The sequence below is a fragment of the Nocardioides lacusdianchii genome (assembly GCF_020102855.1).
GTDB lineage: Bacteria > Actinomycetota > Actinomycetes > Propionibacteriales > Nocardioidaceae > Nocardioides > Nocardioides lacusdianchii.
In genome coordinates this window covers 14,457-34,723 of sequence record NZ_JADHZD010000005.1, presented here as the reverse complement: position 1 = coordinate 34,723, position 20,267 = coordinate 14,457, and the positions used below count along the sequence as shown (strand labels likewise).

General features: G+C 67.4%; 23 protein-coding genes and 3 pseudogenes. 14 read left to right on the top strand and 12 right to left on the bottom strand.

The features are described from left to right. Positions 1-126: 126 nt before the first annotated feature. The 3 genes from IRX98_RS08545 to IRX98_RS08535 are packed head-to-tail and all read left to right on the top strand — an operon-like array spanning position 127 to position 2,024. Complete coding sequence (locus IRX98_RS08545) at positions 127-1,002, top strand: mechanosensitive ion channel family protein (RefSeq protein WP_224275806.1); 876 nt, start codon at positions 127-129, stop codon at positions 1,000-1,002. A gap of 13 nt (positions 1,003-1,015) precedes the next feature. Next, on the top strand, positions 1,016-1,546 hold the full coding sequence (locus tag IRX98_RS08540; protein ID WP_224275803.1) for a GNAT family N-acetyltransferase: 531 nt from the start codon (positions 1,016-1,018) through the stop codon (positions 1,544-1,546). A 58-nt stretch (positions 1,547-1,604) separates the two neighbouring features. After that, the gene (locus IRX98_RS08535; RefSeq protein WP_224275801.1) at positions 1,605-2,024 is read left to right on the top strand and encodes a GNAT family N-acetyltransferase; all 420 of its coding nucleotides are present in this window, start codon (positions 1,605-1,607) and stop codon (positions 2,022-2,024) included. Positions 2,025-2,816: 792 nt separating this feature from the next. On the opposite strand, the gene IRX98_RS08530 is transcribed toward IRX98_RS08535, so the two are convergent. The 5 genes and pseudogenes from IRX98_RS08530 to IRX98_RS08515 all read right to left on the bottom strand — a co-directional run bounded on the left by IRX98_RS08530 (position 2,817) and on the right by IRX98_RS08515 (position 5,347). Further along, on the bottom strand, positions 2,817-3,287 hold the full coding sequence (locus IRX98_RS08530; RefSeq protein WP_224275799.1) for a GNAT family N-acetyltransferase: 471 nt from the start codon (positions 3,285-3,287) through the stop codon (positions 2,817-2,819). 256 nt (positions 3,288-3,543) lie between these two features. Next, a pseudogene (locus IRX98_RS23745) lies at positions 3,544-3,695 on the bottom strand (DDE-type integrase/transposase/recombinase); the annotation flags it as partial. Between the two features lie 72 nt (positions 3,696-3,767). Next, positions 3,768-3,932 (bottom strand): hypothetical protein, encoded by a 165-nt coding sequence (locus tag IRX98_RS08525; RefSeq protein WP_224275797.1) that lies wholly within the window; start codon positions 3,930-3,932, stop codon positions 3,768-3,770. 98 nt (positions 3,933-4,030) lie between these two features. Beyond that, positions 4,031-4,270, bottom strand: a complete 240-nt coding sequence (locus IRX98_RS08520) for a hypothetical protein (protein WP_224275795.1) — start codon at positions 4,268-4,270, stop codon at positions 4,031-4,033. A gap of 858 nt (positions 4,271-5,128) precedes the next feature. After that, positions 5,129-5,347: a hypothetical protein gene (locus IRX98_RS08515; RefSeq protein WP_224275792.1), complete on the bottom strand. Its 219-nt coding sequence runs from the start codon at positions 5,345-5,347 to the stop codon at positions 5,129-5,131. Between the two features lie 218 nt (positions 5,348-5,565). On the opposite strand from IRX98_RS08515, the gene IRX98_RS08510 reads away from it, so the two are divergent. Together IRX98_RS08510 and IRX98_RS08505 are read left to right on the top strand one after the other, a co-directional pair. Beyond that, positions 5,566-6,171 carry a TetR/AcrR family transcriptional regulator gene (locus IRX98_RS08510; RefSeq protein ID WP_224275788.1) on the top strand — a complete coding sequence of 202 codons (606 nt, stop codon included), beginning with the start codon at positions 5,566-5,568 and terminating at the stop codon, positions 6,169-6,171. A 5-nt stretch (positions 6,172-6,176) separates the two neighbouring features. Beyond that, on the top strand, positions 6,177-6,656 hold the full coding sequence (locus IRX98_RS08505) for a PaaI family thioesterase (RefSeq protein WP_224276416.1): 480 nt from the start codon (positions 6,177-6,179) through the stop codon (positions 6,654-6,656). 152 nt (positions 6,657-6,808) lie between these two features. Here IRX98_RS08505 and IRX98_RS08500 read toward each other — a convergent pair whose 3' ends face one another. Further along, positions 6,809-7,180 carry a winged helix-turn-helix transcriptional regulator gene (locus IRX98_RS08500; protein ID WP_207083443.1) on the bottom strand — a complete coding sequence of 124 codons (372 nt, stop codon included), beginning with the start codon at positions 7,178-7,180 and terminating at the stop codon, positions 6,809-6,811. A 208-nt stretch (positions 7,181-7,388) separates the two neighbouring features. Here IRX98_RS08500 and IRX98_RS08495 point away from each other — a divergent pair, with 208 nt between their 5' ends. Both IRX98_RS08495 and IRX98_RS08490 read left to right on the top strand, forming a co-directional pair. Further along, complete coding sequence (locus IRX98_RS08495) at positions 7,389-7,814, top strand: DoxX family protein (protein WP_207083444.1); 426 nt, start codon at positions 7,389-7,391, stop codon at positions 7,812-7,814. Between the two features lie 52 nt (positions 7,815-7,866). Beyond that, entirely contained in the window at positions 7,867-8,361 is a 495-nt protein-coding gene (locus IRX98_RS08490; RefSeq protein WP_129478253.1) for a peroxiredoxin, read from the top strand. A gap of 723 nt (positions 8,362-9,084) precedes the next feature. Here IRX98_RS08490 and IRX98_RS23015 read toward each other — a convergent pair. Then, positions 9,085-9,714, bottom strand: coding sequence for a TetR/AcrR family transcriptional regulator (locus IRX98_RS23015; protein WP_207083445.1), 630 nt, complete (start codon positions 9,712-9,714; stop codon positions 9,085-9,087). 936 nt (positions 9,715-10,650) lie between these two features. On the opposite strand from IRX98_RS23015, the gene IRX98_RS08480 reads away from it, so the two are divergent. Then, the gene (locus IRX98_RS08480) at positions 10,651-11,154 is read left to right on the top strand and encodes a GbsR/MarR family transcriptional regulator (RefSeq protein WP_129478249.1); all 504 of its coding nucleotides are present in this window, start codon (positions 10,651-10,653) and stop codon (positions 11,152-11,154) included. A 131-nt stretch (positions 11,155-11,285) separates the two neighbouring features. Here the strand turns inward: IRX98_RS08480 and IRX98_RS08475 are convergent, their stop codons facing one another. Together IRX98_RS08475 and IRX98_RS08470 are read right to left on the bottom strand one after the other, a co-directional pair. Continuing rightward, positions 11,286-13,625, bottom strand: coding sequence for an MMPL family transporter (locus IRX98_RS08475; protein WP_129478247.1), 2,340 nt, complete (start codon positions 13,623-13,625; stop codon positions 11,286-11,288). A gap of 38 nt (positions 13,626-13,663) precedes the next feature. Then, positions 13,664-14,266, bottom strand: a complete 603-nt coding sequence (locus IRX98_RS08470) for a TetR/AcrR family transcriptional regulator (RefSeq protein ID WP_129478245.1) — start codon at positions 14,264-14,266, stop codon at positions 13,664-13,666. A gap of 184 nt (positions 14,267-14,450) precedes the next feature. Between IRX98_RS08470 and IRX98_RS08465 the strand changes: the two genes are divergently transcribed. The 4 genes from IRX98_RS08465 (at position 14,451) to IRX98_RS08445 (ending at position 17,175) form a co-directional block, all read left to right on the top strand. After that, entirely contained in the window at positions 14,451-14,933 is a 483-nt protein-coding gene (locus tag IRX98_RS08465) for a MarR family winged helix-turn-helix transcriptional regulator (protein ID WP_129478242.1), read from the top strand. Between the two features lie 283 nt (positions 14,934-15,216). Then, complete coding sequence (locus IRX98_RS23405; protein WP_372456056.1) at positions 15,217-15,456, top strand: DUF305 domain-containing protein; 240 nt, start codon at positions 15,217-15,219, stop codon at positions 15,454-15,456. Between the two features lie 238 nt (positions 15,457-15,694). Then, a complete protein-coding gene (locus tag IRX98_RS08450; RefSeq protein WP_207083446.1) occupies positions 15,695-16,234 on the top strand; it encodes a fibronectin type III-like domain-contianing protein in 540 nt (179 codons plus the stop codon). An 83-nt stretch (positions 16,235-16,317) separates the two neighbouring features. Then, positions 16,318-17,175 carry a glycoside hydrolase family 16 protein gene (locus IRX98_RS08445; RefSeq protein ID WP_207083447.1) on the top strand — a complete coding sequence of 286 codons (858 nt, stop codon included), beginning with the start codon at positions 16,318-16,320 and terminating at the stop codon, positions 17,173-17,175. Here IRX98_RS08445 and IRX98_RS23740 read toward each other — a convergent pair. The 3 genes and pseudogenes from IRX98_RS23740 to IRX98_RS08430 all read right to left on the bottom strand — a co-directional run. Next, positions 17,148-17,870 (bottom strand): annotated as a pseudogene (locus IRX98_RS23740) (helix-turn-helix domain-containing protein); the annotation flags it as partial. The gene IRX98_RS08445 and the pseudogene IRX98_RS23740 sit on opposite strands and share 28 nt — an antisense overlap. A 283-nt stretch (positions 17,871-18,153) precedes the next feature. After that, a complete protein-coding gene (locus IRX98_RS08435) occupies positions 18,154-18,519 on the bottom strand; it encodes a hypothetical protein (protein ID WP_129475683.1) in 366 nt (121 codons plus the stop codon). A 38-nt stretch (positions 18,520-18,557) separates the two neighbouring features. Then, on the bottom strand, positions 18,558-19,391 hold the full coding sequence (locus IRX98_RS08430; protein ID WP_129475681.1) for a sulfurtransferase: 834 nt from the start codon (positions 19,389-19,391) through the stop codon (positions 18,558-18,560). A gap of 59 nt (positions 19,392-19,450) precedes the next feature. Between IRX98_RS08430 and IRX98_RS08425 the strand changes: the two genes are divergently transcribed. Both IRX98_RS08425 and IRX98_RS23735 read left to right on the top strand, forming a co-directional pair. Then, positions 19,451-19,924 carry a MarR family winged helix-turn-helix transcriptional regulator gene (locus tag IRX98_RS08425; RefSeq protein ID WP_207083448.1) on the top strand — a complete coding sequence of 158 codons (474 nt, stop codon included), beginning with the start codon at positions 19,451-19,453 and terminating at the stop codon, positions 19,922-19,924. A 66-nt stretch (positions 19,925-19,990) separates the two neighbouring features. Next, positions 19,991-20,221: pseudogene (locus IRX98_RS23735) on the top strand (dihydrofolate reductase family protein); the annotation flags it as partial. Positions 20,222-20,267 lie beyond the last annotated feature (46 nt).

The following is a 20,267-nucleotide window of genomic DNA, read 5'->3' as shown; positions in this document are numbered from 1 at the left end:
TCGTCCTCGACGTCCTCCCTGAGGGTGGTCCTACCCCGAAGCGCGCCAGATATGTCGTCCGTCGGGAGGTGTTGGAAGGGCTGGCCTGCGACCAAAGTCGGAGGTACCGAACGAAAGGACACCCCCATGGACATCGGTGACAGCTTCCAGAACGCGACCGACGGGTTCTTCGACTTCCTGCCCAACTTGCTGGGATTCGTCGTCATCCTGCTGGTCGGCTACATCGTGGCGAAGGTCGTCGCCGGCGTGGTCGGCAAGCTCCTGGAGAAGGTCGGCATCGACCGGCGACTCCACGAGAGCTCCGCCAACCGCTACGTCGACGCGGTCCTGCCGGGAGCCTCGGCGGCCAACGGCATCGCCCGCGTCGTCTTCTGGCTCATCTTCATCTTCTTCATCACGACCGCGATCGGTGCGCTCGGCATCCCGGCCGCCACGGGCTTCATGAACGACGTCCTGGCTTACCTGCCCAACGTCATCGTTGCCATCGTGATCTTCATCGTCGCCGCGCTGCTCTCCGGCGCGATCGCCGGCGCCGTCGCCCGCTTCATGGGTGACACCCCCACCGGCAAGGTGGTCGGCGCCGTCGCTCCTGCGGTCATCATGACGATCGCGTTCTTCATGATCCTCGAGCAGCTCCAGATCGCTCCCGAGATCGTGCGGATCGCCTTCACCGCCATCATGTTCGCCCTCGCCCTGGGCCTCGCCCTGGCCTTCGGCCTCGGTGGTCGCGACATCGCCGCCGACCTGCTGCGCCAGGCCCGCGACAAGGGTTCGAACGCCGCGAGCCAGGCCAAGCAGGACGCTCGTGTGGGCGCCGACCGTGCCCGCGACGAGGTCGGCCAGCACACCGGCTCCGGCACGGGCAACGGCTACAGCACCGGCAGCACCGGCAGCAGCACCGGCACTGACTGGACGTCGACGTCCACGGCCAACACCACCGGTTCGTCGTACGACCCCGAGGCCACGCAGCACATGCCTCCCCCGGCCTCGCCGAACCGCTGACACACTGGCGGGCATGACCGGACTTCCGGTGCTCCGCCACCTCGAGACCGCACGCCTCGTCCTCCGGCCCCGGCTGGAGGGCGAGGCGTCGGTCTATCGCCAGCTGTGGGTCGAGCGCGACCCACGCGTCCCGGCCCGCCGGCGCCTCGACGCCGACGACCGCCCCACCGTCGAGGACATCGCCGCACAGCTGCGCGACGAGGCCCTTGCAGCCGGCCTCACCGTCCTCGCCGTCGAGGTCCGCGGGACCGGAGAGATCGTCGGCTACTGCGGGCTCTTCGCCGTCCACGGCCGACCCCCGGACGAGCCCGAGCTCGCCTACGAGCTCCTCGCCGCCGCCCACGGGCGGGGCTACGCCACCGAGGCGGCCCAAGCCGTCGTCGACTGGGCCCGCGAGAACGGCTACCCCCGACTGTGGGCCGACGTGTGGGACTGGAACGCCGCATCGCGCCGCGTGCTCGCGGAGCTCGGCTTCACCGAGGTCGAGCGGCAGGAGCCTGGGCCCCACGGAGTGAACATCACGACCGTCCTCGAGCTCTTCTGAGGCGCGGCGCACCCACAATCCGATTGCGGACTCCGCCCGCGTCGCGGAGGATCCGCCCGTGACGATCGAGACCTCCGCAGCGATGATCCCCGACCGGGACGAGCTCGCCGGCCTGTACGACGCCGTCGGCTGGGCGGCCTACACCCGCGACCTCGACACCCTCGAGCGGGCGGTGCGAGGCTCGGCACACGTGGTCACCGCGCGACGCGGAGGCCGACTGGTGGGCCTCGCCCGGGTCGTCAGCGACGGCGCCACCATCGCCTACCTGCAGGACGTGCTGGTCCACCCCGACGAGCAGGGCGGCGGGCTGGGCAAGCGACTCGTGACCGAGGTCATGGCACCCTTCGAGCACGTCCGGCAGAAGGTGCTGCTCACCGACGACGAGCCCGGACAGCGGGCGTTCTACGAGTCGCTGGGATTCGCGGAGGTCCGCGACCTGGACGACGGGTCGCTGCGGGCCTTCGTCAGGTTCGACTGACCTGACCGCGCGGGCTCACGTGATTGTCCGCGGGGCGCACCAGGGCAGCCGACACCCACGACTGGGACATGAGCACCTCGGACCCGGTGCCGGTCGAGTAGGACTCGACGCGCACCACCCACGCCTCCCAACCTCGGCGATCAGAGTGCCTCCACGCGAGGAGAACGCCGGGCGCGGGCACGGACCACCGGCCCGTCAGGTCCACCCACACGTGGAACGGCGGCTGGCGAGGCATGCTCCAGAATAGAACACCTGTTCGATCCCATCGTCGGGCGGGAAGCGGCCCGCTCGCACATGTGCCGACGATTGCGGAGTCTGCAGGTCATACGCGCGCAATCACCTGTCAATCTGCAGCGACGACACTTCGAGTCTGCAGTGCACATCCTGGATCGAAGGCACGGAACAGGTGACGGGTCAGCTCGACGTGTCGAAGATCCGGGGATGCTGCCCGCGCCAGAACTCCTCACTCTGAGCGTAGGCACGGAACGTTGCAGCAGATTGACCCAGTACGTCATTGTCTGCGCCAGCTTCCAGAAGGAGGCGCACAAGTAGCGCCCAGCGGACCGAACGCACCATAGAAGCCATGCGCAGGAGGTCCTCGTCAGTCATCGGACCTTCACGCTCCGTGCCCGCTCCGGACCACCGGAGAATCCGCCGCAGGACGTCCATCCGCAGCAGCGGACCGGCCACGTGGCCGAGGTGCGCCCCTACCGTTGGGCACCAGGCAGACGGGCGTCAGGAAGTGCGCCTGCCCCGCCCGGTCGACGTCAGCGAGCAGGTCAGCCAGCCGGGTCATGCGCGCATCTCCGCGTCGATGTCGGTCATGTCGTAGGTGACCCAGGCCGTACGGGTGGCCACGCGGTCGTAGACCGCACGTGCCCGGCCGTTGGACTCCGCGGTGATCCAGCGGACCCGCTCCCACCCCTCGGCGCTCGCGTGCTCGCGGACTGCGTCGAGGAGGGACTGGACGACGCCGGTGCCCCGGTGCGCGGGGTCGACGTACAGGTCGTCGAGGAATCCGGCCACCACGCCGGCCACCGGACGGATGAACTCACGGACGTGAGCGAGGCCGGCGAGCTCTCCAGGATCTTGGGCCGAGCATGCCACGAACGAGACGAGACGGCGCTCCTGGATCCACGTCCAGAGCGTGTCCAGCTGCGCCCGGGTGACCTCGCGCTCGTAGAACGCGCAGTAGCCCAGGTAGAGCCGCTCCCACTCGGTCCGGTCCTCGGGCGCGACGCGGCGCACCACCCATGTGATCACGTTGCAGCTTCCCCCTACGCCGCTGGCGTCGCGGCGCACTCCTGCTGATGACCGACGGTCCTGCGGTGATGCAGGTACCGCGGCGCGTCCCGGTCCGCGCACGCCTCAGCGGTCAGCGCAGACGCTAGCGGCATCACCGCACGTGCCCAAATGAAGCGCCCCAGGTTCTCTGCCGCTCCTATACGGGTTCCGGCTCTCGGTTGAGAGTCGCGTAGTGGGCTTGCTCGAACTCCACTGGGTCATCAGCCCAAGGGTTGGTCGGTGCCACGTTCCAGGCGACGATCTTCTGGGCAAACACGTCGAGGATGAACGCGGTGTAGACGAAGCCGGCCCAGGTTCGGACGTAGGTGAAGTCATGACCCAGGTCCGGTTCGGCGCCTCGGCGGTGAAGTCGCGGTCGAGCAAGTCTCCGGCCCGTTTGCCGTGGCTGCGACCGGCCTGTTCGTCCTTGCCCAGTCGCGATAGGTCCGCGCGCGACGATCAGCGATCGGGGTGGTCGAGCTCCCCCGCGAAGAAGATCGAGGCCCGACGCAGGATCTCGTTGTCCTCCTCGAGCCGACGGACCTTGGCCTTCAGGTCCTTGATCTCAGCCAGCTCCTCGCCAGTCGCACCCTGGCGCTGTCCACCGTCGATCTGAGCCTGCACGACCCAGCGACGAACCGTCTCCTGCCCACCCCCTCGCGACGTGCGACGGACTCGGCGGCCGCGGTCAGCGACGGGTACTCCGGCAGGTGCTCCAGCACCTACCGCACGCATCGCCCCTTGACCCGCGGATCGATCTTCTTCGGCATGGTTCGCATCCCCTCAACCCACAAGAATGCGGCATCAAACCCGGGGCGCTTCAAACTGTGGTGACGAATCTGCATCAATCGCAGAGTGGAACGATCCACTGCACCCTCGCCGATCGTCGGCAGCTCGCCCGGTGTCGAGATGCACGAAGGATTGATGGCCCGCCCGCGGGAGACCTTGACGAGATCGGCCATTTGCGTGGTTGCCGTCAAGGTAGGCCGGTCCGGACACGAGCTCTCCCCGCAGAGCGCCCCGTCACCGGCGAGCTTCGCGGACGGGTCATCCGGGACGCCCGGGCATTGGTCAGTGGGCTGGCCTGCTCAGGTCCCGCACGAGGTTCGGCCAACGGGACCAGGGGTGCCGCCACAATGGCGAGAAGGCCCGGCATGGGGGTGACCCATGTGTCCGAGTTACTCGATCTGGTCGCCTGCGGCGAGCATCTGGGCATGGGCCCGGTAGGTGGTCGCCCCGAATACCATCCGCAGGTCCCGGTTGTACTGAATCAGCGACTCCGCGCTGACCAGGAGCAAACGAGGAGGAGGTGGGCGGGACGTTCTCGTGGGGCATCGAGAAGGATGTGTCTCACATTGGAATGCCAATCCGCACCGTACGGTTGTGCCTACGACAGCAGATCGCCACATACCTGGTCGAGGATCTCCACGACGTCGGGCGCCTGTCTTTGGGGCAACCTTGGTGATGGCGCACCCGACGGCGGTGGCTATCACAGTGCGCGCCAGATCGACAAGCTCGACCGAGTGCTCGTCGGCAACCTCCCCGAGGTGGACGCGGGCAAGCGCAGGAGGAACGCGCTCTGCGAGAACGATGATCCGATCGCCTGCTCAACCTCGGCACAACCCTGGATGCTGGCTGGTTCGTCGCTGCACGTTCTGACCACCTCCGCCGAGTCCCGGCGAGGCACATGTGTCCTGGTGGATCGCTATGCCTTGAACCAGCATCAGTCGCCCGCAGGCAAGGGGGCATCGTCCCTTGAGGATGACCTTGGCTCGGCTCGTGTGTGTTGAATGCGAGGAGGTCATCCGGGGTCAAATGCATTATTGCCAGGAGTACGTCGCCGGGTCGGCGAGCGCGGCGGAGACGTCGTCGTACCGGCGGAGGACCCACGAGTTGGCCTTGCGCGACCAGTGGGCCGGGGCGTTGGCGCGCAGCTCTCGGTAGAGGGGATAGGGATCGGCGATCACCTCGGCGTCGAACGGGCTATCGGTCAGTGGCTGGTCGCTCCCCGAACATCTCCTTCGCGGTCGCTCCTTCATCAGCGGCCCTCGGTGTGATCGACGTCGAGTACGGACAGGTGGGTGGGGGCGACGGGCGTGCCGCCCACCCGAGGTCGCTCGGTTGACCACGTCATCTCCTGAACTCATGGTTTGTACTGGAAGTACAACTACGATGTCGCGTAGGTCGAGAGCCGTGACCTCCCGAGCTGGGCGGCAAGTGAACGGAGACGTGTGGGATGAGGAAGCTTCCAGCGAAGTTGGCCAGTCAGCTCTACGGGGCGGCGGAGCTGATCGCGGAGCGCGGTCTGGACGGCACCAAGATCGAAGACATCGCTGAGGCCACGGGCATCCCCAAGGCCACGATTTATTACCACCTCGACGGCAAGAACGCGGTGCTGGAGTTTCTCCTCGGCGACCTGTTGGACATGATCGCCGGGGCGGTCGGTGTTGCGGTGGCGAGCGAGGAGAACGCGCGGACCCGACTGGAGGCGGCTGTGCAAGCGCAGCTGGGCGTGATGCTCGAGCACCCGTCCTTGTGTCGGGCACTGGTCGGCGACCTCGGACGCGCGACCCGGCTGCTCGAGTTGGCGGCGGCACTGCGGACTGCCTTCTACGAACCGATCGAGCAACTATTGGCTGAGGGTGTCTCCGACGGGTCGCTGCGCCAGGTCGCCGATCCGGGCGCCGTGGCCTTGAGCGTCTTCGGTGCCATCACCCTCGCTGGCCTCAGCGCGGCCGTGGAGGGGCCGTCCGCCGACCCATCCGCCGACGCAGCGCGCTTCTCTGCCGCGGTCAGCGAGCTGGTCCTCGACGGTCTCGCGACACCTGGCAGTCGCGACCAGCGGCGGAGTGAGCCGCTGTGAGCAGCATGGAGGAGCTCCTCGCCAGCTGGAACGAGAAGTTCCGGCCGCACGCTGATGGTGCTCAGCTTCCGCCGCACCACACCCACTGCCTCGCCTGTGGCCCCGACAACCCACACGGCCACCACCTCACCGCCCGTCGTCGAGGCGAGGAGGTGCACGCGACCCACGTCTTCGACGAACGTCACGTGGGCGCCCCCGGGATCGCCCACGGCGGTGCCGTAGCAACCGTTTTCGACGACCTCTTCGGGTTCCTGCTCTACCTCACGGGCGGTCCTGCGGTGACCCGGAAGCTCGAGGTGCTCTACGACTCACCGGTCATCCTCGGCACCACCTACGATCTCGCGGCCAGGGTCGTCCGGACAGAAGGGCGCAAGCTCTTCATGGAAGCCGACATGAAGCAGCTCGGAGGGTCGCGTGTCGCCTCCGCCACGGCCCTCTTCCTTTCGGTGGACGTGACCCACTTCAACCAGGGCATGCCGCGATGACGGGCCCATCGTCGGGCGCCGTACTTCCCGACGCCTCGTGTTCCGAAGGTCTGCAGTCCCGTGGGTGCCGATCCTGGTGGCGGTTGCCTCAGAGTCTCGGCAGCGGTTGGTACAACCTGAGCAGCACGAACAGCTCAGGACGGCGCTCGGATTCAACGGCCGGGCCCGGTGTCGGATTCGCGCCCGGTCCCGCCCCTCCAATGCGTGGTCCAGTCTGACAACGCGCGTAGCGCGGGCACGAGCGCCTGCGCTGCCGCGGTCGGGGAATACCCGACCAGGCCCGGATCCGTGGCGGTGTGACGCTCAAGGAGTCCCTCGGCCTCGAGCCGGCGCAGGCGGTCGCACAGCAGCCGATCCGATACGCCAGGCACGGCGACGCGGATGTCGCTGAACCGCCGGGCTCCGGAGAGCACTGCGAGCAGGATGCTGCCCGTCCATCTGCCGCCGATGAGTTCCAGCGCTTGCTGCAGGCCGAGGCAGTGGCCAGGCGGCCATTGTCCGGGAGTGCTGCTCTGCTGCGTCACTGGTCCATCATGACGTTTCGGTTCGTCGCGAGGAACCTTTGGCCGGACACCACGCGCGGCGGGGTCACGTCGTCGCAGGGCACACCCACTTTCAACACCACTTACGAAGAGTACTTACCATACGTAAGTTTTGTGGCTAGGATGGCCATGGAGCGGACGGCCCACAGTTCTGCTCCGCACCTCGACGTGGAAGGTCTGGTGGCTGACCGTGGACGTACTCGTGTTGGTGGGGCGCATCCTGTTCGCCGCGTTGTTCTTGATGTCGGGATTCGGGCACCTGACCCAGACCAAGATGATGGCCCAGTACACGGCCTCGCGCGGGGTTCCTCAGGCGCTCGCCCCGACAGCGGTCTTCGGGACGGGGCTGCTGATCGTGGCCGGCGCACTGATGGTCCTGCTGGGCGTATGGGGCGACCTGGGCGCGCTGTTCCTGGTGGTCTTCCTGGTTCCGACGGCGGTGGTCATGCACGGCCCGTGGGGCGTCGAGGATCCTCAGCAGCGGATGATGGAGCAGACCCAGTTCCTCAAAGACCTGGCGCTGGCCGGGGCGGCGCTGATGGTGTTGGTCCTGTACGGCTGGGCCGGCCCTGATCTGGGGCTCACCCTGACCGACCCGCTGTTCGACCTGGGCTGAGCGGCGTGTCCGGCGATCCGAACCGACTGGCCGGTACCGGATGGGGTCGTCGATGAGCGGACCGATAGGTGTCGGTGACCTTGCTCCGGACTTCAAGCTGCCCGACCAGCATGAGACTCCGGTCCGGTTGAGTCGGCTGCTCGTGGCCGGGCCGGTGGTGCTGTTCTTCTACCCGTTGGCGATGAGTCGGGGCTGTACCGCGGAGAGCTGCCATTTCCGTGACTTGGCTGCGGAGTTCGCGGCGGCCGGTGCGACCAGGGTGGGGGTCAGCCGCGACTCCGTGGCTCGTCAGCGTCAGTTCGACGCCGAGCATGACCTGGGGTACCGGTTGCTCTCCGACGCCGAGGGGGCCGTGGCTGTTGCCTACGGTGCGCAGCGGAATCTTCTCGGGTTGCCGCCGCGGCGGAGCACCTTCGTGATCGGCTCCGACCAGCGCGTGCGGGGAGTGATTCGTAGTGAGCTGCGGATGGAGGCCCATGCCGACGAGGCGTTGCGCATCCTCGCAGCCGACGGGGGCGCGGACGCCGGGGGGACCGGGCCTGCCTAGCGACGGCGGGGTGGCCTCCCCGGGGGCGGGGGGTTCTCGGGCCGTGGGGTGTCTTCGTCGTCGGTGAGATGTGCGTCGGGGTCGACGGAGGTCTCGAACGCGGCGGCGAGGTCCTCGCCCGAGGTGTGTCCCCGGGTCTGTCGCAACGGGGTCTCCCGCAGGAACAGCAGGATGACGAACCCGAGGATCGCGAACGGTACGGCGGCGAGGAACGTGGTCTTCAGCGCCTCGGCGAACCCGCTGGTGACCGCGAGATGGATGGGCTCGGGTAGCGCGGCGATCTGCTCGGGGCTGCCCTGGGGGGGCGGACCCGGCGGGCATCTGGTCGGCGCTCACCCCGGCCGCCTTCAGCTGGGCGGGGATGGTGTCGCGGAGCCGGTGGGTGAGCAGTGCACCGAAGACGGCGACTCCCATCGCGCCGCCCAGGGAGCGGAAGAAGGTGGCGCCGGAGGTGGCGACGCCGAGGTCGGCATGGGGCACCGCATTCTGGGTCGCCAGCACGAGGACCTGCATCACCATCCCTATGCCGGCGCCGGTGATGAACATGAAAACGCCGGCCAGCCACAGCGAGGTGTCCACCGACAGCCGGCTCATCAGCGTCTCTCGCGTGGCCAGAGCCGGAGCGGCGCCGGGATAAGCGCTACTCCTCCAGGTGTAGCGGCTCAGCAGTGCCACCAGACGCAGATCGCAAGTGGGCGATGTTTGGGGACAGCCGGACGCCAGTCAGGAGATGTCGCCGACCAAGTAGCGCTGCAACGTGGGAGCAAGCGCGGCCACCAGCTCGTCCTGGCTTGCAGAGGTCAGATCCTCGAGGCCGACGACGTGGCGAGCCAAGGCGAGGCCAAGGATCTGCGACATCACGAGCGCGGCGCGCAATGGTGCCTGCCCGACCCCGAGATGGGACACGACCGGTTCCAGCAGATCAGTGGTGAACTTCTCGCCAATCATGCGAGCGGTGTCGGCTTCGACCGCCGCGGTGCGGAGGGTTCCGAGGATGCGCTCTCGCCGGCCCGTCTCATCGAGTGCCTCGATCACCAGTCTTGCCAAGCGCTCGCCCACGAGCCTCGGGTCCCCGTCCAGGAGCCGAGCCATGAGCGCGGACGAATCCGAAGAAGAGTTGACGACTTCGTCGAACAGCTCTCGTTTCGAGCCGAAGAAGTACGCCACGAGGGCGGCATCCACGCCCGCCTGTGCTGCGACCGCCCTCAGGGTGACGCGGTCGTAGCCTCCAGCGGCGAACTGCTCGCGGGCTGCCTGAGCTATCTCCTCGCGTGTAGAACTGTGCCCCGGCCGGCGCCCTGGTCGTGCTCTGACCGGGCTCACGGCCGCCGTTCCATCAGAAGGTTGCTCCATACCCCACCCGCCTAGTTTTCCGTCCAAAGGCCGTCGACGAAGGGCTGGCGGCTCAGGAGAGCGGACGCGACACGCCGGGGCGTGGCAGTCCTCATGAAATTCAGCCTGTCCGTCACTGGTCAGCGACCGCGTCACCTCGTCGAGGCCGGTGCCGCCATCCTGACAGTGTCGGACGATGGTGCTCGAAGGGCAACGAGGCTGCATACGTGGTCAACACGACATCCGGGCAACGACGACTCAAAGCGGAGGCGACAATGCTGAGTGCGCCGATTCTTGGTGGTCTGCCGAACTCGCTCAGCCAGACGCGGCAACGCCGGGCGATGAACGCCATCGGTAGCCCACTGCACGCCCACTGCAGGGACAGGCGTGGCGCCGTGGGCGGCTGGACCCTCTACTTCTACCCTTTTCCTCCTATGTATTTCGGCGTAGGCTGGCGCCGACCGCTACCTACGGGTGATCGCGATCCCCCGGGTTCGGCCGCCACGGCTGGAGGTGGGTGAGGTGAGATACGGGAATCCGTACGGGCCGGCATGGCAACAGCTGGGGAACGCCCTGTGGGATGTCTTGGCAGTCGTGTGGTGGACGCTGGTGGCTGGCAGCGTCGCGTTCGGTGCATGCTGGTGCATGGGGCAGTTCATGTACACCGAGTGGGTTCGCGACCATCCTGCGCCCCGCCTACGGTTCTTCGCCGAACGCAGGCTGCGTCGAGACATCGCCCGCGGGCTGGGCGACCTTGAGGAGTACCTCCGCGAACGCGATCCAGCGCACCTCAACGACGGGCCCGCCCCTTCCGGCCGGTCTCGGACCTGGAGGCGCCGGGGCTGGCACCGACCTTGAAACAGACCCCCACAGCCCGGACGCCTCCAGGATCTGCGTTCGCAGGGGGATCTCTGAGGGCTGCTATCCCAACGGGCATACCCGGATGGGCCTGGCTCGATGAGCGATGCTGAGCAGATGCTGCCGAGCCGCTGGCAGGACGAGAGCGAGGGGCTGCTTCGCGTGGTCGAGCGTATTGCCCTGATCCTGAACGAAGCCGGGATCCCACGGATGTCCGCCAGGGTGTTGGCCTACATGCTCGCCGACGACGCTGACCGCTACTCCGCCGCCGCGCTCGCGGACGGGGTCCGGGTCAGTCCGGCCGCAATCTCGGGGGCCGTGCGGCATCTCACCGCGACACGGATGGTGGTCAAGGAGCGCGAACCCGGGAGGAGGGCCGAGTTCTACCGGGTCTGTGAGGGCGACGTGTGCGGCATGATCGTGGCCGCCTGGATCCCGGTTCTCAAGCAGTGGGAGTCCGTGGTGGAGTCCGCCGCCGTCGAGCTCGGCGCGAACGGCGGCGGCCACCGATTGGCCGAGGCGACAGAGTTCATCGCGTTCCTGCGCGGCGAGACGGAGGGCATGCTCGAGCGCTGGGCCGAGTACCGCCGACATCCTGGATGAGCGATCCTCGGTGATCGAGGCGCCGTCAGGGATTGGTGGTCGATTGCGTTCGGGCCCTGGCTGCGGTCCGGATCGGTGTGGTGAGGCCTCCAGGACGTGCCCCGGCGTTCGTCTCTCGACGCTTCGGTCCCTCAGTTGCTGACCTCGATGCTTTGTCGGTCGGTGGCCTCGGCCTGCTGGTTGAGCATGGTCAGGAGCTTGTCGCCCTCGATGTCGAGGTCGGGCAGTAGGCGGTCGAGCCAGCGGGGTAGCCACCATGCTCGCTCGTCGAAGAAGGCCATCAGCGCGGGGACGAGGGTCAGCCGGACGATGAAGGCGTCGATGAGGATGCCGGCGGCGAGGGCGAAGCCGATCTGCTTGATCATGATGTCGTGGCTGAAGATGAAGCCGGAGAAGACCGCGACCATGATGATCGCGGCTGCCACGACGACGCGGCTGGCCTGGTCGAACCCATGCACGACGCTCTGGCGGGCTGGCTGGCCGTGGATGTGTGCCTCGCGCATGGAGGAGACCAGGAAGACCTCGTAGTCCATGGCGAGGCCGTAGAGGATGCCGGTCACGATGATCGGCATGAAGCTCATCAGCGGGCCGCCGGTGTCGAACCCGAAGAGGCTGCTGAGCCAGCCCCACTGGAAGACGGCGGTGGTGGCGCCGAAGGTGGCCAGGATGCTGAGCAGGAAGCCGGCGGTGGCCTTGAGTGGGACGACGATCGAGCGGAAGACCAGCGTCAGGATCAGGACGGACAGCACGATGATGATGCCGAGGTAGAGCGGTAGGACGTCGGCGAGCTTGTCGGACATGTCGATGCCGATGGCGGTGAACCCGGTGACGCCTAACTGCACCTGGTTGTCCTGGGCGATGTCGTTGTCGGGCTCGCGCAGCGACTTCACGAGGTCGCTGGTCGCCTCGTCGCTGGGGCCGGAGGTGGGGATGATGCTGAACACGGCGAGGTCGCCGGCCTCGTTGACGCCGACCGGCGCGGCCAGCACGATGTCGTCTCGGTCCTGGAACTCGGCGAGGAGCTTGTCGGTCAGCTCGGGTGTGACGCGGTCTGCGGTGCCGGTGGGCTCTGCGGTGACCAGGAGGGGGCCGTTGAATCCCTCACCGAAGCCTTGGGAGACGGCCTCGTGGCTCTGCCGGGCGGCGGTGTCCTGGTTCGCGGTCTCGCCGGTGGGGATGCCCAGGTTCATGCTGGCAGCGGGGATCGCCATCACGCCCAGGATCGCGACCACTCCTGCGATGACGGGCCACCGTAACCTGATCACGCCCTTGACCCAGTGGTCGGCGACGCTGTGGGACTCCGCCTCCACCTTGGCGCGGCGCCGGGATCGGGCCTTGTCGGAGCAGATCCGCTCCCCGACCAGCCCCAGCAGGGCGGGCAGCAGGGTCAGTGCGATGAGCACGGCCAAGGCGACCGTGGACGCCGCGACCAGTGCCATCGTGGACAGCATGGCGATGCCGATCACGGTCAAAGCGGTCAGCGCGATAAGGACGGTCAGGCCGGCGAAGAACACAGCACTGCCCGCGGTGCCGACCGCTCTGCCCGCTGCCTCCTGCGCGCTGAGTCCCCGATCGAGAATCAACCGTCGCTGCCGGTTGACGACGAACAGCGCATAGTCGATGCCGACGGCGAGGCCGACCATGAGACCGAGGACGGGGGTGGCGGAGTTCATCTCGACGGCCGTGGAGAGCGCGTACGCGCCACCCACGCCGATGCCGACGCCGACCAGGGCGGTGATCAGGGGCAGACCGGCCGCGATCAGCGAACCCAGGGTGAGCACCAGCACGAGAGCGGCGACGGCGAGACCGATCACCTCACCAATACCGACCGGGATTTCGATGGCCTTGAGCGAGTCGCTCGGGAGCACGGTGATCCCGGTTCCCTGCTCGGCACGCTCCACCACCTCGACCACCGAGGTGACGTCGTCATCGGTCAATGAGGTCGAGGCGACTGTGAACTGGAACTGGAACAGTGCGACCTGCCCGTCCGAGGACACCAGCACGCCGGGCACCGCGGCCCCGTCCACCACCAGCGGCTGGTAGGGAGGCGCCTGCCCCTGCTCCGTCCCGGCTGAGGGATCGGCCGGAGCACCTTCCTGAGGAGTGCCCGGTCCGCCCTGCTCCCCGGCACCCAGAGCGGCGTCCAGGGGATTGACGACCTTCTCAAGGGCATAGACGTCGCTGACGGTGCCGCTGATCACCGCAAGACGCTCCGGAGTGTCGAGGCGCTCACCGCCTGGCACAGTGAAGACGACGCTGGCCTGGCCTCCCGACGCCGCGGGAAGCTCATCGGCCACGCGGTCGAGCACGGTCTGAGCCTCGGTGCCCTCGATCTTCATCTCGGAGCTGACGTTCACCCCGTTGATGGCCACGGCACCGACGACCGCGGCGAGGACCGCCACCCAACCGGCAATGAACAGCCACGGCCGGCCGAATGCGGTTCGTCCGAGTCGGTACAAGAATGTGGACATGGGTTCTGGGTCTCCTTGAGGGGGCGGGGCGGCGGTGGCTAGAGGCCGTGGCGCAGGTAGTCGAAGGTGAGATCGAGGAACGAGGCGTAGTCCATCGATGCGGGGGTGGCGTCGTTCTCGCCGTCCAGGTGCACGTCGAGAGTTCCCTCCAAGGCGGCCATCACGGCGCCATAGACGGCGCCGAACAGCAGCGGCACGTAGATGGCGGGATAGCGGTCCCCGGCTGCGGATCCCAAGAGCTCCTGGGCGGTGTGGCGCATGCGCTGCTGAACGCTGAGGACGTACGGCTCGAGCGTCGGGTACTGCCGTGCCATGGCCATCAGCTCGCGCATCCTCACCAAGGTGTCCGCGGTGAACTGATCCCTCATCACGGACAACAGGGCATCGAGCAGTGGCAGGTCTTCCGGCAGGTCGGCGAGGATCGCGCTGGCGTCGTCGACACCCCCGAACGCGACCGCGGCGACTGCCTCCTCCTTGCAGGAGAAGTGGTTCGCGAAGGTGCGCCGGGAGTAGCCCGCCCGCTCCACGACGTCCGCAGTGACAAACCCGAACAACCCGCGCTCACGGGTCAGCTCGAAGGCCGCCTCGGCCAGCGCCTGCGCCGTCGCCTCCCGCTTGAGGTCCCGCAACCCACGATCCATGCCCTCAGTATGACCGGGCCTGCCCAATGAGCAACATTGCCCAGTGAGCACGCAGACAGTCGCCTGACGCCTTGCTGAGCGGTAGCCGCCGGCGGCGGCCGGTAGCGTGACGGCACACGCGACTGCTGATCCGCCTTGGACGGCCGGTCCTGTCAGTCGGCGGCATCGACCTAGGGGAGCGCGTATGGGTGCTGATGGCGAAGCGGTCGGCGTTGACCGTACACGGAACCAGACGACGACTGACGGGGAACAGTTCGCCGATGCGGTGCTGGCCCTGCTCGCAGTCGCTCGGCGGACCAGGGGCCGACTGCAGCCGCTTTTCGAGGACGTCACCGTGCCACAGCTGGTACTGCTGGACGCCGTGCAGGCTTGTGGTCGCGAGGGCATCGCCGCCATCTCGGCATACACGCTGCTGAGCCAACCCACGGTGACCCAACAGGCCGCCGGGCTGGAAGCGGCCGGCCTGCTGTGCCGTATCCCAGCCGTGGACGATCGACGCCGACGCGTACTCACGCTCACCGAGCGCGGGGAGCAACTCCTGGCCGCCAAGCGCGGCCTGGTTGCCGACCGGTTGGCGGTGGCCTGGACATCCCTCACCGCCGAGGAGCAGTCGATCGCGGTCCCGCTGCTGCGTCACATCATTGATCTTGTCTCCGAGCTCGCCTGAGTGATTCGACCCGGTACCACCTACGGTCCACATTGGGCCCGTGCTACTCGGTACTGGACGGGTATCCTGAGATCGGAAGCGAGGGCGAATCCCTCACCACACCGAGCGAATCGGTAGTTTCCGGCCCGACGCCGAGAGCCAAGGGGTGAAGGACCTCGCCGCGGACATCAGTGCCGTCCAAGAGCCCGAGACCGAGAAGATGAGCTCGTGGCTGAGGCGTTGAGGACGTCCCCGACACCGGCAGCGGTGACATGGGTGGCATGGACCACGGCGGGCGGGCAGCATGGAAGACATGCCGGGCATGATGTCGTCCGACAAGATGGAGGAGTTGGCGTCTGCGTCCGGGTCGGCGTTCGACGAGATGTTCCTGTCGATGATGATCGAGCATCACGAGGGCGCAATCGAGATGGCCCAGACCGAGCAGGCAGACGGCGAGAACCCCGGCGCCGTCGACCTGGCCCAGACCATCGAGAAGACGCAGGCCTTCGAGATCGAGACGATGAAGGAACTCCTCGCGTCCTGATCGCCACAACTGAGGCTCACACGGACCGTGCTCGGGTCCCGGCAGGCGTGCTGGGACCCGATCGGCTTACTGTCCGCACCTCGCCCTCAGAGCGCGATCGGTTGTCGAGGTCGAGGCGCCGCCCCTCGGCCATGGCACCGGCGGAGGTGTGTCGACTGAGCACGTCCACAGGCGTCCAGCCGGCCATCCCGCTACGGAGACCCAGGCGACGGACGAGTTGGGGATCCGGAACTCACTGTTGTTCCCGGAGACCCGGGACGTTGAACTGACCGAAGGCGTCGACGTCGGATACCGCGGGTACGCGGCTGCGGGAGCAACGCCGCTCTTCCCGTTCGGCTACGGCCTTTCGTACACCAGCTACCGCTACCGCAATCTCGCGCTCGCTGTCGAGGACGGCACGGTCAGGGCCAGTTTCACTGTCCGGAATCAAGGGCAGCGCCGAGGCGTGGAAGTGGCACAGGTGTATGCGGGCGGGTTGCCTGGACGTGTCGGGACGCCGGTGACCCAGCTGGCAGGTTGGGCGCGGGTCGACATTCAGCGACAGTCGCGAAAGCGGGTCACCGTTGAGCTGGCCTGCAAGTCGCTCGCCTATTGGGATACCGACGACGGCCGCTGGATTATGCCTGCCGGACCGGTGAACCTGTCGGTCGGGGCGTCCTCGGCAGACATCCGCCTCGAGGGCAGGGTGCGACTTCCGGGTGGTTCGTGCAGTGAGGGCAGCGAACTTGCCATGAGCGCGTCGTCGCCCGGTGGCGGCGTTGGCCCGAGTGCCGGTTAGACACACTCGGCTCACGGGTGCCACGACCTGCTCTAGGTCGTGGCACCCGTGCGCGCCGACTGTGGCAGTTCCTGGCGGTGCTGGTGGCTCTGGTGAGCTCACTTGTTGTGCACGCCACGACTGAAGACGAGCCCGACCCAACTTCCGGCTCGGCCTCAACTTCCGGCTCGGCCCAGGACCCGTGGACCCTGTTGTGGAGTGACGACTTCGAGGGGGACGCTGGCACGCCGCCCAATGGTGAGTATTGGAGCCACGAGATCGGCGGTAGCGGGTGGGGCAATGAGGAGTTGCAGTACTACACCGACAGCGCAGACAACGCCGCCCTCGACGGGGAGGGCCACCTGGTCATCACGGCGCGAGAGGTCGACCCGGCCACGACCGACCTGAAATGCTGGTACGGCCCGTGCACCGTCACCTCGGCGCGGCTGATCACAGCGGGCAAGCAGAAGTTCACCTACGGGCGTATCGAGTCCCGAGTCAAAGTGCCCGCTGGGTCCGGCTCGTGGCCGGCACTGTGGATGCTCGGCGCCGACTTCGGTGAGGTCGGGTGGCCCCAGACTGGCGAAATCGACATCATGGAGTTCGTCGGTCGGGAGCCGGACCAAGTTTTCGGGACGATTCACGGCCCCGGCTACGCAGGTGGGGAGTCGTTCAACGGCTTCCTCGACATCGGCCGCCCCGTGGCCGAGGACTGGCACGAGTTCACGGTGGAGTGGTCACCGCAGAAGATCGTCTGGGCGGTCGACGGCGCAGCATTTCATCAAGCTTCACCGACCGATGTCGCGCCCCATGAGTGGGTTTTCGACCACCCGTTCTTCTTGCTGGCGAACCTCGCCGTCGGCGGCAACTTCGGAGGCGCCCTCGCGGCCGACGTGGTGTTCCCGGTCTCGTTCACCATCGACCATGTTCGTGTCTACCGGGCGTCGGGAGACCCGAGTTGATGGCACGGCGATCTCCCGTTCCGACCCGGGGGCGTGAGGTCGACTCTGGGTCGGCTCGCGCCGCGTCCGAGAGACGACGTGACGCTGAGCGCCGCCTTCTTCACTGCCAGCGCGGCCAGGTGGTCCGATGCAAGGGATGTTGCAGGCCATGACGCAGCGACGACGGCGACCACCTGCCCGCCGTCCAGGACGGGGGCGGCGCAGACCCAGTCGCCGCCATCCTGCACGGCGGTCCTGGTAAGTACCCCTCCGGAGCGGACATGACGCACCCAGGAGTGCACATCTGCGCGGCCGAACAATCCGTTGCGGACGTGCTCTGAGGCCACAACTGCGTCTACCTCGTCGTCGGTCAAGCCTGCCATCAGCACCAACCCCACCAACGGGCAGTCCTTGAGCTCGATCCTGGTCACCATTCGCATGCCTCGTGACCGCAGGCCGAAGACCGCACCATCGCGCCACACGGCCATCATCGACTCGGCCCCAAAGCTTTGGTCCAGCCTGCGCAGGACGGGCATCCCCGCGGTCACGAGCCGGTCCGAGGCGAGCACCGCAGATGCGTAGGAGAGCCATACCCAACTCAACCGGAAGCGGCCACTCGAGTTCACCCTGTCGAGGAGCCCGATCCCAGCCAGCGTCGCGAGGAGCCGATGGGCATGAGACTTCGACATTCCGAGCGCTCGCCCGACACCGGCGGCACCCCATTCGGGGCGTCACTGGTGAAGAGGGCAAGCACCTCGCCGGCGTGCTGTACCCCGCTCACCGTCTGCATGTGTTGACCTCCGCACCCGAAGCGCCAAGAGGACGAGAAGCCTTTGGTTGAGTCGCCAGCTGGGGCTCGCCAGCGCTGTGAAGAGGTACCCAGTCCATGCTCACGCCACCCTCCCAAGATGGGGTTCACTTTCTATGACCGCCCGAGGCGGCGGGATTCATCAAGGGTCCATGGCGCGGCGGGCCGCGCCCTAGCAACGGCTCGTGAGTTCAGGACCCGGTCAGCCACAGCCCTAGGGGCGTGATGAGCGCACCGAGGAGGAGCCACCACGACAGGATGCGGCGGTGGTGGATCGCCCGCGCGGCTGCGATCGAGATGACTCCGACGATCCCGGCGAGGACGTTGAGGCCGATGACGGCGCCCGGCCCCGGGTCGTCGAGTGCCCAGGCGCCGAGGATGAAGCCGGCCGCCAGGTGCAGGAACGTGATAACGGCCAGCGTAGACATGACCCACTGCTGTACGTGGATCAGCTTGCGTTCGGCGTCGGGGTCGTAGACGGGACGGGGTGCATTGGGGTCCAGGAGGTGGCTGCGGCGCTTGGCGGGCCGCGACTCTTGCGGGGTGGAGCTGCTCATGGCGGGGTTTCTTCCCAGTGGGTAGTCGGTGGTGGCGATCAGATCTCGATCGGTACGCCGATGAGGGAGCCGTACTCGACCCAGGAACCGTCGTAGTTGCGCACCGCAGGCTGCTCGAGCAGCTCGTGAAGGACGAACCAGGTGTGAGCGCTGCGTTCGCCGATGCGGCAGTAGACGATCGTCTCGGTGCCGTCCAGCGGGGCGCCGGCGGAGCCGTAGAGGGTCCGCAGTTCGTCGTCGGACTTGAACGTGCCGTCGTCGTTGGCTGCCTGCGACCACGGGACATTGAGTGCGCCGGGGACGCGTCCTCGGCGCTGTGGCTGCTCTTGGGGCATGTGCGCCGGCGCGAGGATCTCACCGGAGAACTCCTGCGGGGACCGCACGTCGACGATGGTGGTACCCGTGCCGAGAGCCGCCACCACGTCGTCGCGGTAGGCCCGCAGGCTCTGGTCGGCGTCGCGGGCGACGTAGTGGGTGGCCGGTCGGGTCACCTCGTCGGCGACCAGGGGTCGGCCCTGCAGCTCCCAGGTCTTGCGGCCGCCGTCGAGCAGCTTGACGTCGGAATGGCCGTAGAGCTTGAAGTACCAGTACGCGTAGGCGGCGAACCAGTTGTTGTTGCCGCCGTACAGGACCACGGTGTCGTCGGTGGCGACACCCTTGTCGCTCAGGAGCTTCTCGAAGCCTACCCGGTCGATAACGTCGCGGCTGTGCGGGTGCTGCAGTTCGGTGCGCCAGTTCAACGCGATGGCGCCGGCGATGTGGTCGACGTCGTAGGCGTTGGTCTCCTCGTCGACCTCGATGACGACGATGCCGTCGTCGCCGAGGCGCGGCTCGAGCCAGTCGGGGGTGACCAGGGCGGTAGCGCGGCTCATGCTTCTCCAATGCTTGGTGGGACATCCCTTGTTAGAACAACGGTTGGTAGGCTACGGGTATGCCCGAAGCTGCATGCAATCCATCTCGCATTGAGGACCTCGACCCCCTGGCGCTGGAACGTCAGGTCTGCTTCGCGCTGGCAGTCGCCTCTCGAACCGTCATCTCGGTGTACCGACCGGTCCTTGAACCATTGGGGCTCACCCACCCGCAGTACCTGGTGATGCTGGCGCTGTGGGGTGAGCAACCGCTGTCGGTGACCGACTTGAGCCGCCTGCTCGATGTCGATGCCGGCACCCTGTCTCGTCTCCTCAAGCGCCTCGAGGCAGCAGACCTCATCGTCCGCCGGCGCGACCCCGCAGACGAGCGGTCGCTGGCCGTCACGCTGACCTCGAAGGGGACGTCGCTGCGGCAACAAGCGCTCAAGGTGCCCATCGAGGTCGTCCAACGTCTCGGCATGAGCCTCGATGACCTCCACGCCATGCATGCCCAGCTCACTGGCGTGATCGCAGCAGCGAAACTCGCCGCGTCCTAGCCGCGACTTGCCCCGGACGAACGACCTACGAGACGTTGAACGAGCGTCCTGACGAGGCCAAGGACGATGAGTACGAAAAGATGGTCAACCGAGAGACCGTGGTGTTCTCCCGAACGTTTGACCAACCTTGATTGGCCCACCGCACGAGTCGCCGACGACCTCAGAGGCGAAATCCAACGACTCAAGGAGACGTCGTCGGCTCCACTGCGCACCGTGGGCAGTCCGACGCTTGTGCGCCAACTGATCGACGCATCCCTCGTCGACAACCTGCTGCTGGTCACCTTCCCCTTGTTCCCGGGACCTGCGGGTCGGGAGTTGGGCCTTCACCGACATCGCCTCCACC

Coding starts and splice junctions, on each gene's coding strand:
- IRX98_RS08480 (WP_129478249.1), top strand. CDS start 10,651: ATGAGCGATGCTGAGCAGATGCTGCCGAGCCGCTGGCAGGACGAGAGC.
- IRX98_RS08425 (WP_207083448.1), top strand. CDS start 19,451: ATGCCCGAAGCTGCATGCAATCCATCTCGCATTGAGGACCTCGACCCC.
- IRX98_RS08490 (WP_129478253.1), top strand. CDS start 7,867: ATGAGCGGACCGATAGGTGTCGGTGACCTTGCTCCGGACTTCAAGCTG.
- IRX98_RS08505 (WP_224276416.1), top strand. CDS start 6,177: ATGGAGGAGCTCCTCGCCAGCTGGAACGAGAAGTTCCGGCCGCACGCT.
- IRX98_RS08540 (WP_224275803.1), top strand. CDS start 1,016: ATGACCGGACTTCCGGTGCTCCGCCACCTCGAGACCGCACGCCTCGTC.
- IRX98_RS08465 (WP_129478242.1), top strand. CDS start 14,451: ATGGGTGCTGATGGCGAAGCGGTCGGCGTTGACCGTACACGGAACCAG.
- IRX98_RS08520 (WP_224275795.1), bottom strand. CDS start 4,270: ATGGCCGATCTCGTCAAGGTCTCCCGCGGGCGGGCCATCAATCCTTCG.
- IRX98_RS08470 (WP_129478245.1), bottom strand. CDS start 14,266: ATGGATCGTGGGTTGCGGGACCTCAAGCGGGAGGCGACGGCGCAGGCG.
- IRX98_RS08545 (WP_224275806.1), top strand. CDS start 127: ATGGACATCGGTGACAGCTTCCAGAACGCGACCGACGGGTTCTTCGAC.
- IRX98_RS08515 (WP_224275792.1), bottom strand. CDS start 5,347: ATGAAGGAGCGACCGCGAAGGAGATGTTCGGGGAGCGACCAGCCACTG.
- IRX98_RS08475 (WP_129478247.1), bottom strand. CDS start 13,625: ATGTCCACATTCTTGTACCGACTCGGACGAACCGCATTCGGCCGGCCG.
- IRX98_RS23405 (WP_372456056.1), top strand. CDS start 15,217: ATGGAAGACATGCCGGGCATGATGTCGTCCGACAAGATGGAGGAGTTG.
- IRX98_RS23015 (WP_207083445.1), bottom strand. CDS start 9,714: ATGGAGCAACCTTCTGATGGAACGGCGGCCGTGAGCCCGGTCAGAGCA.
- IRX98_RS08430 (WP_129475681.1), bottom strand. CDS start 19,391: ATGAGCCGCGCTACCGCCCTGGTCACCCCCGACTGGCTCGAGCCGCGC.
- IRX98_RS08435 (WP_129475683.1), bottom strand. CDS start 18,519: ATGAGCAGCTCCACCCCGCAAGAGTCGCGGCCCGCCAAGCGCCGCAGC.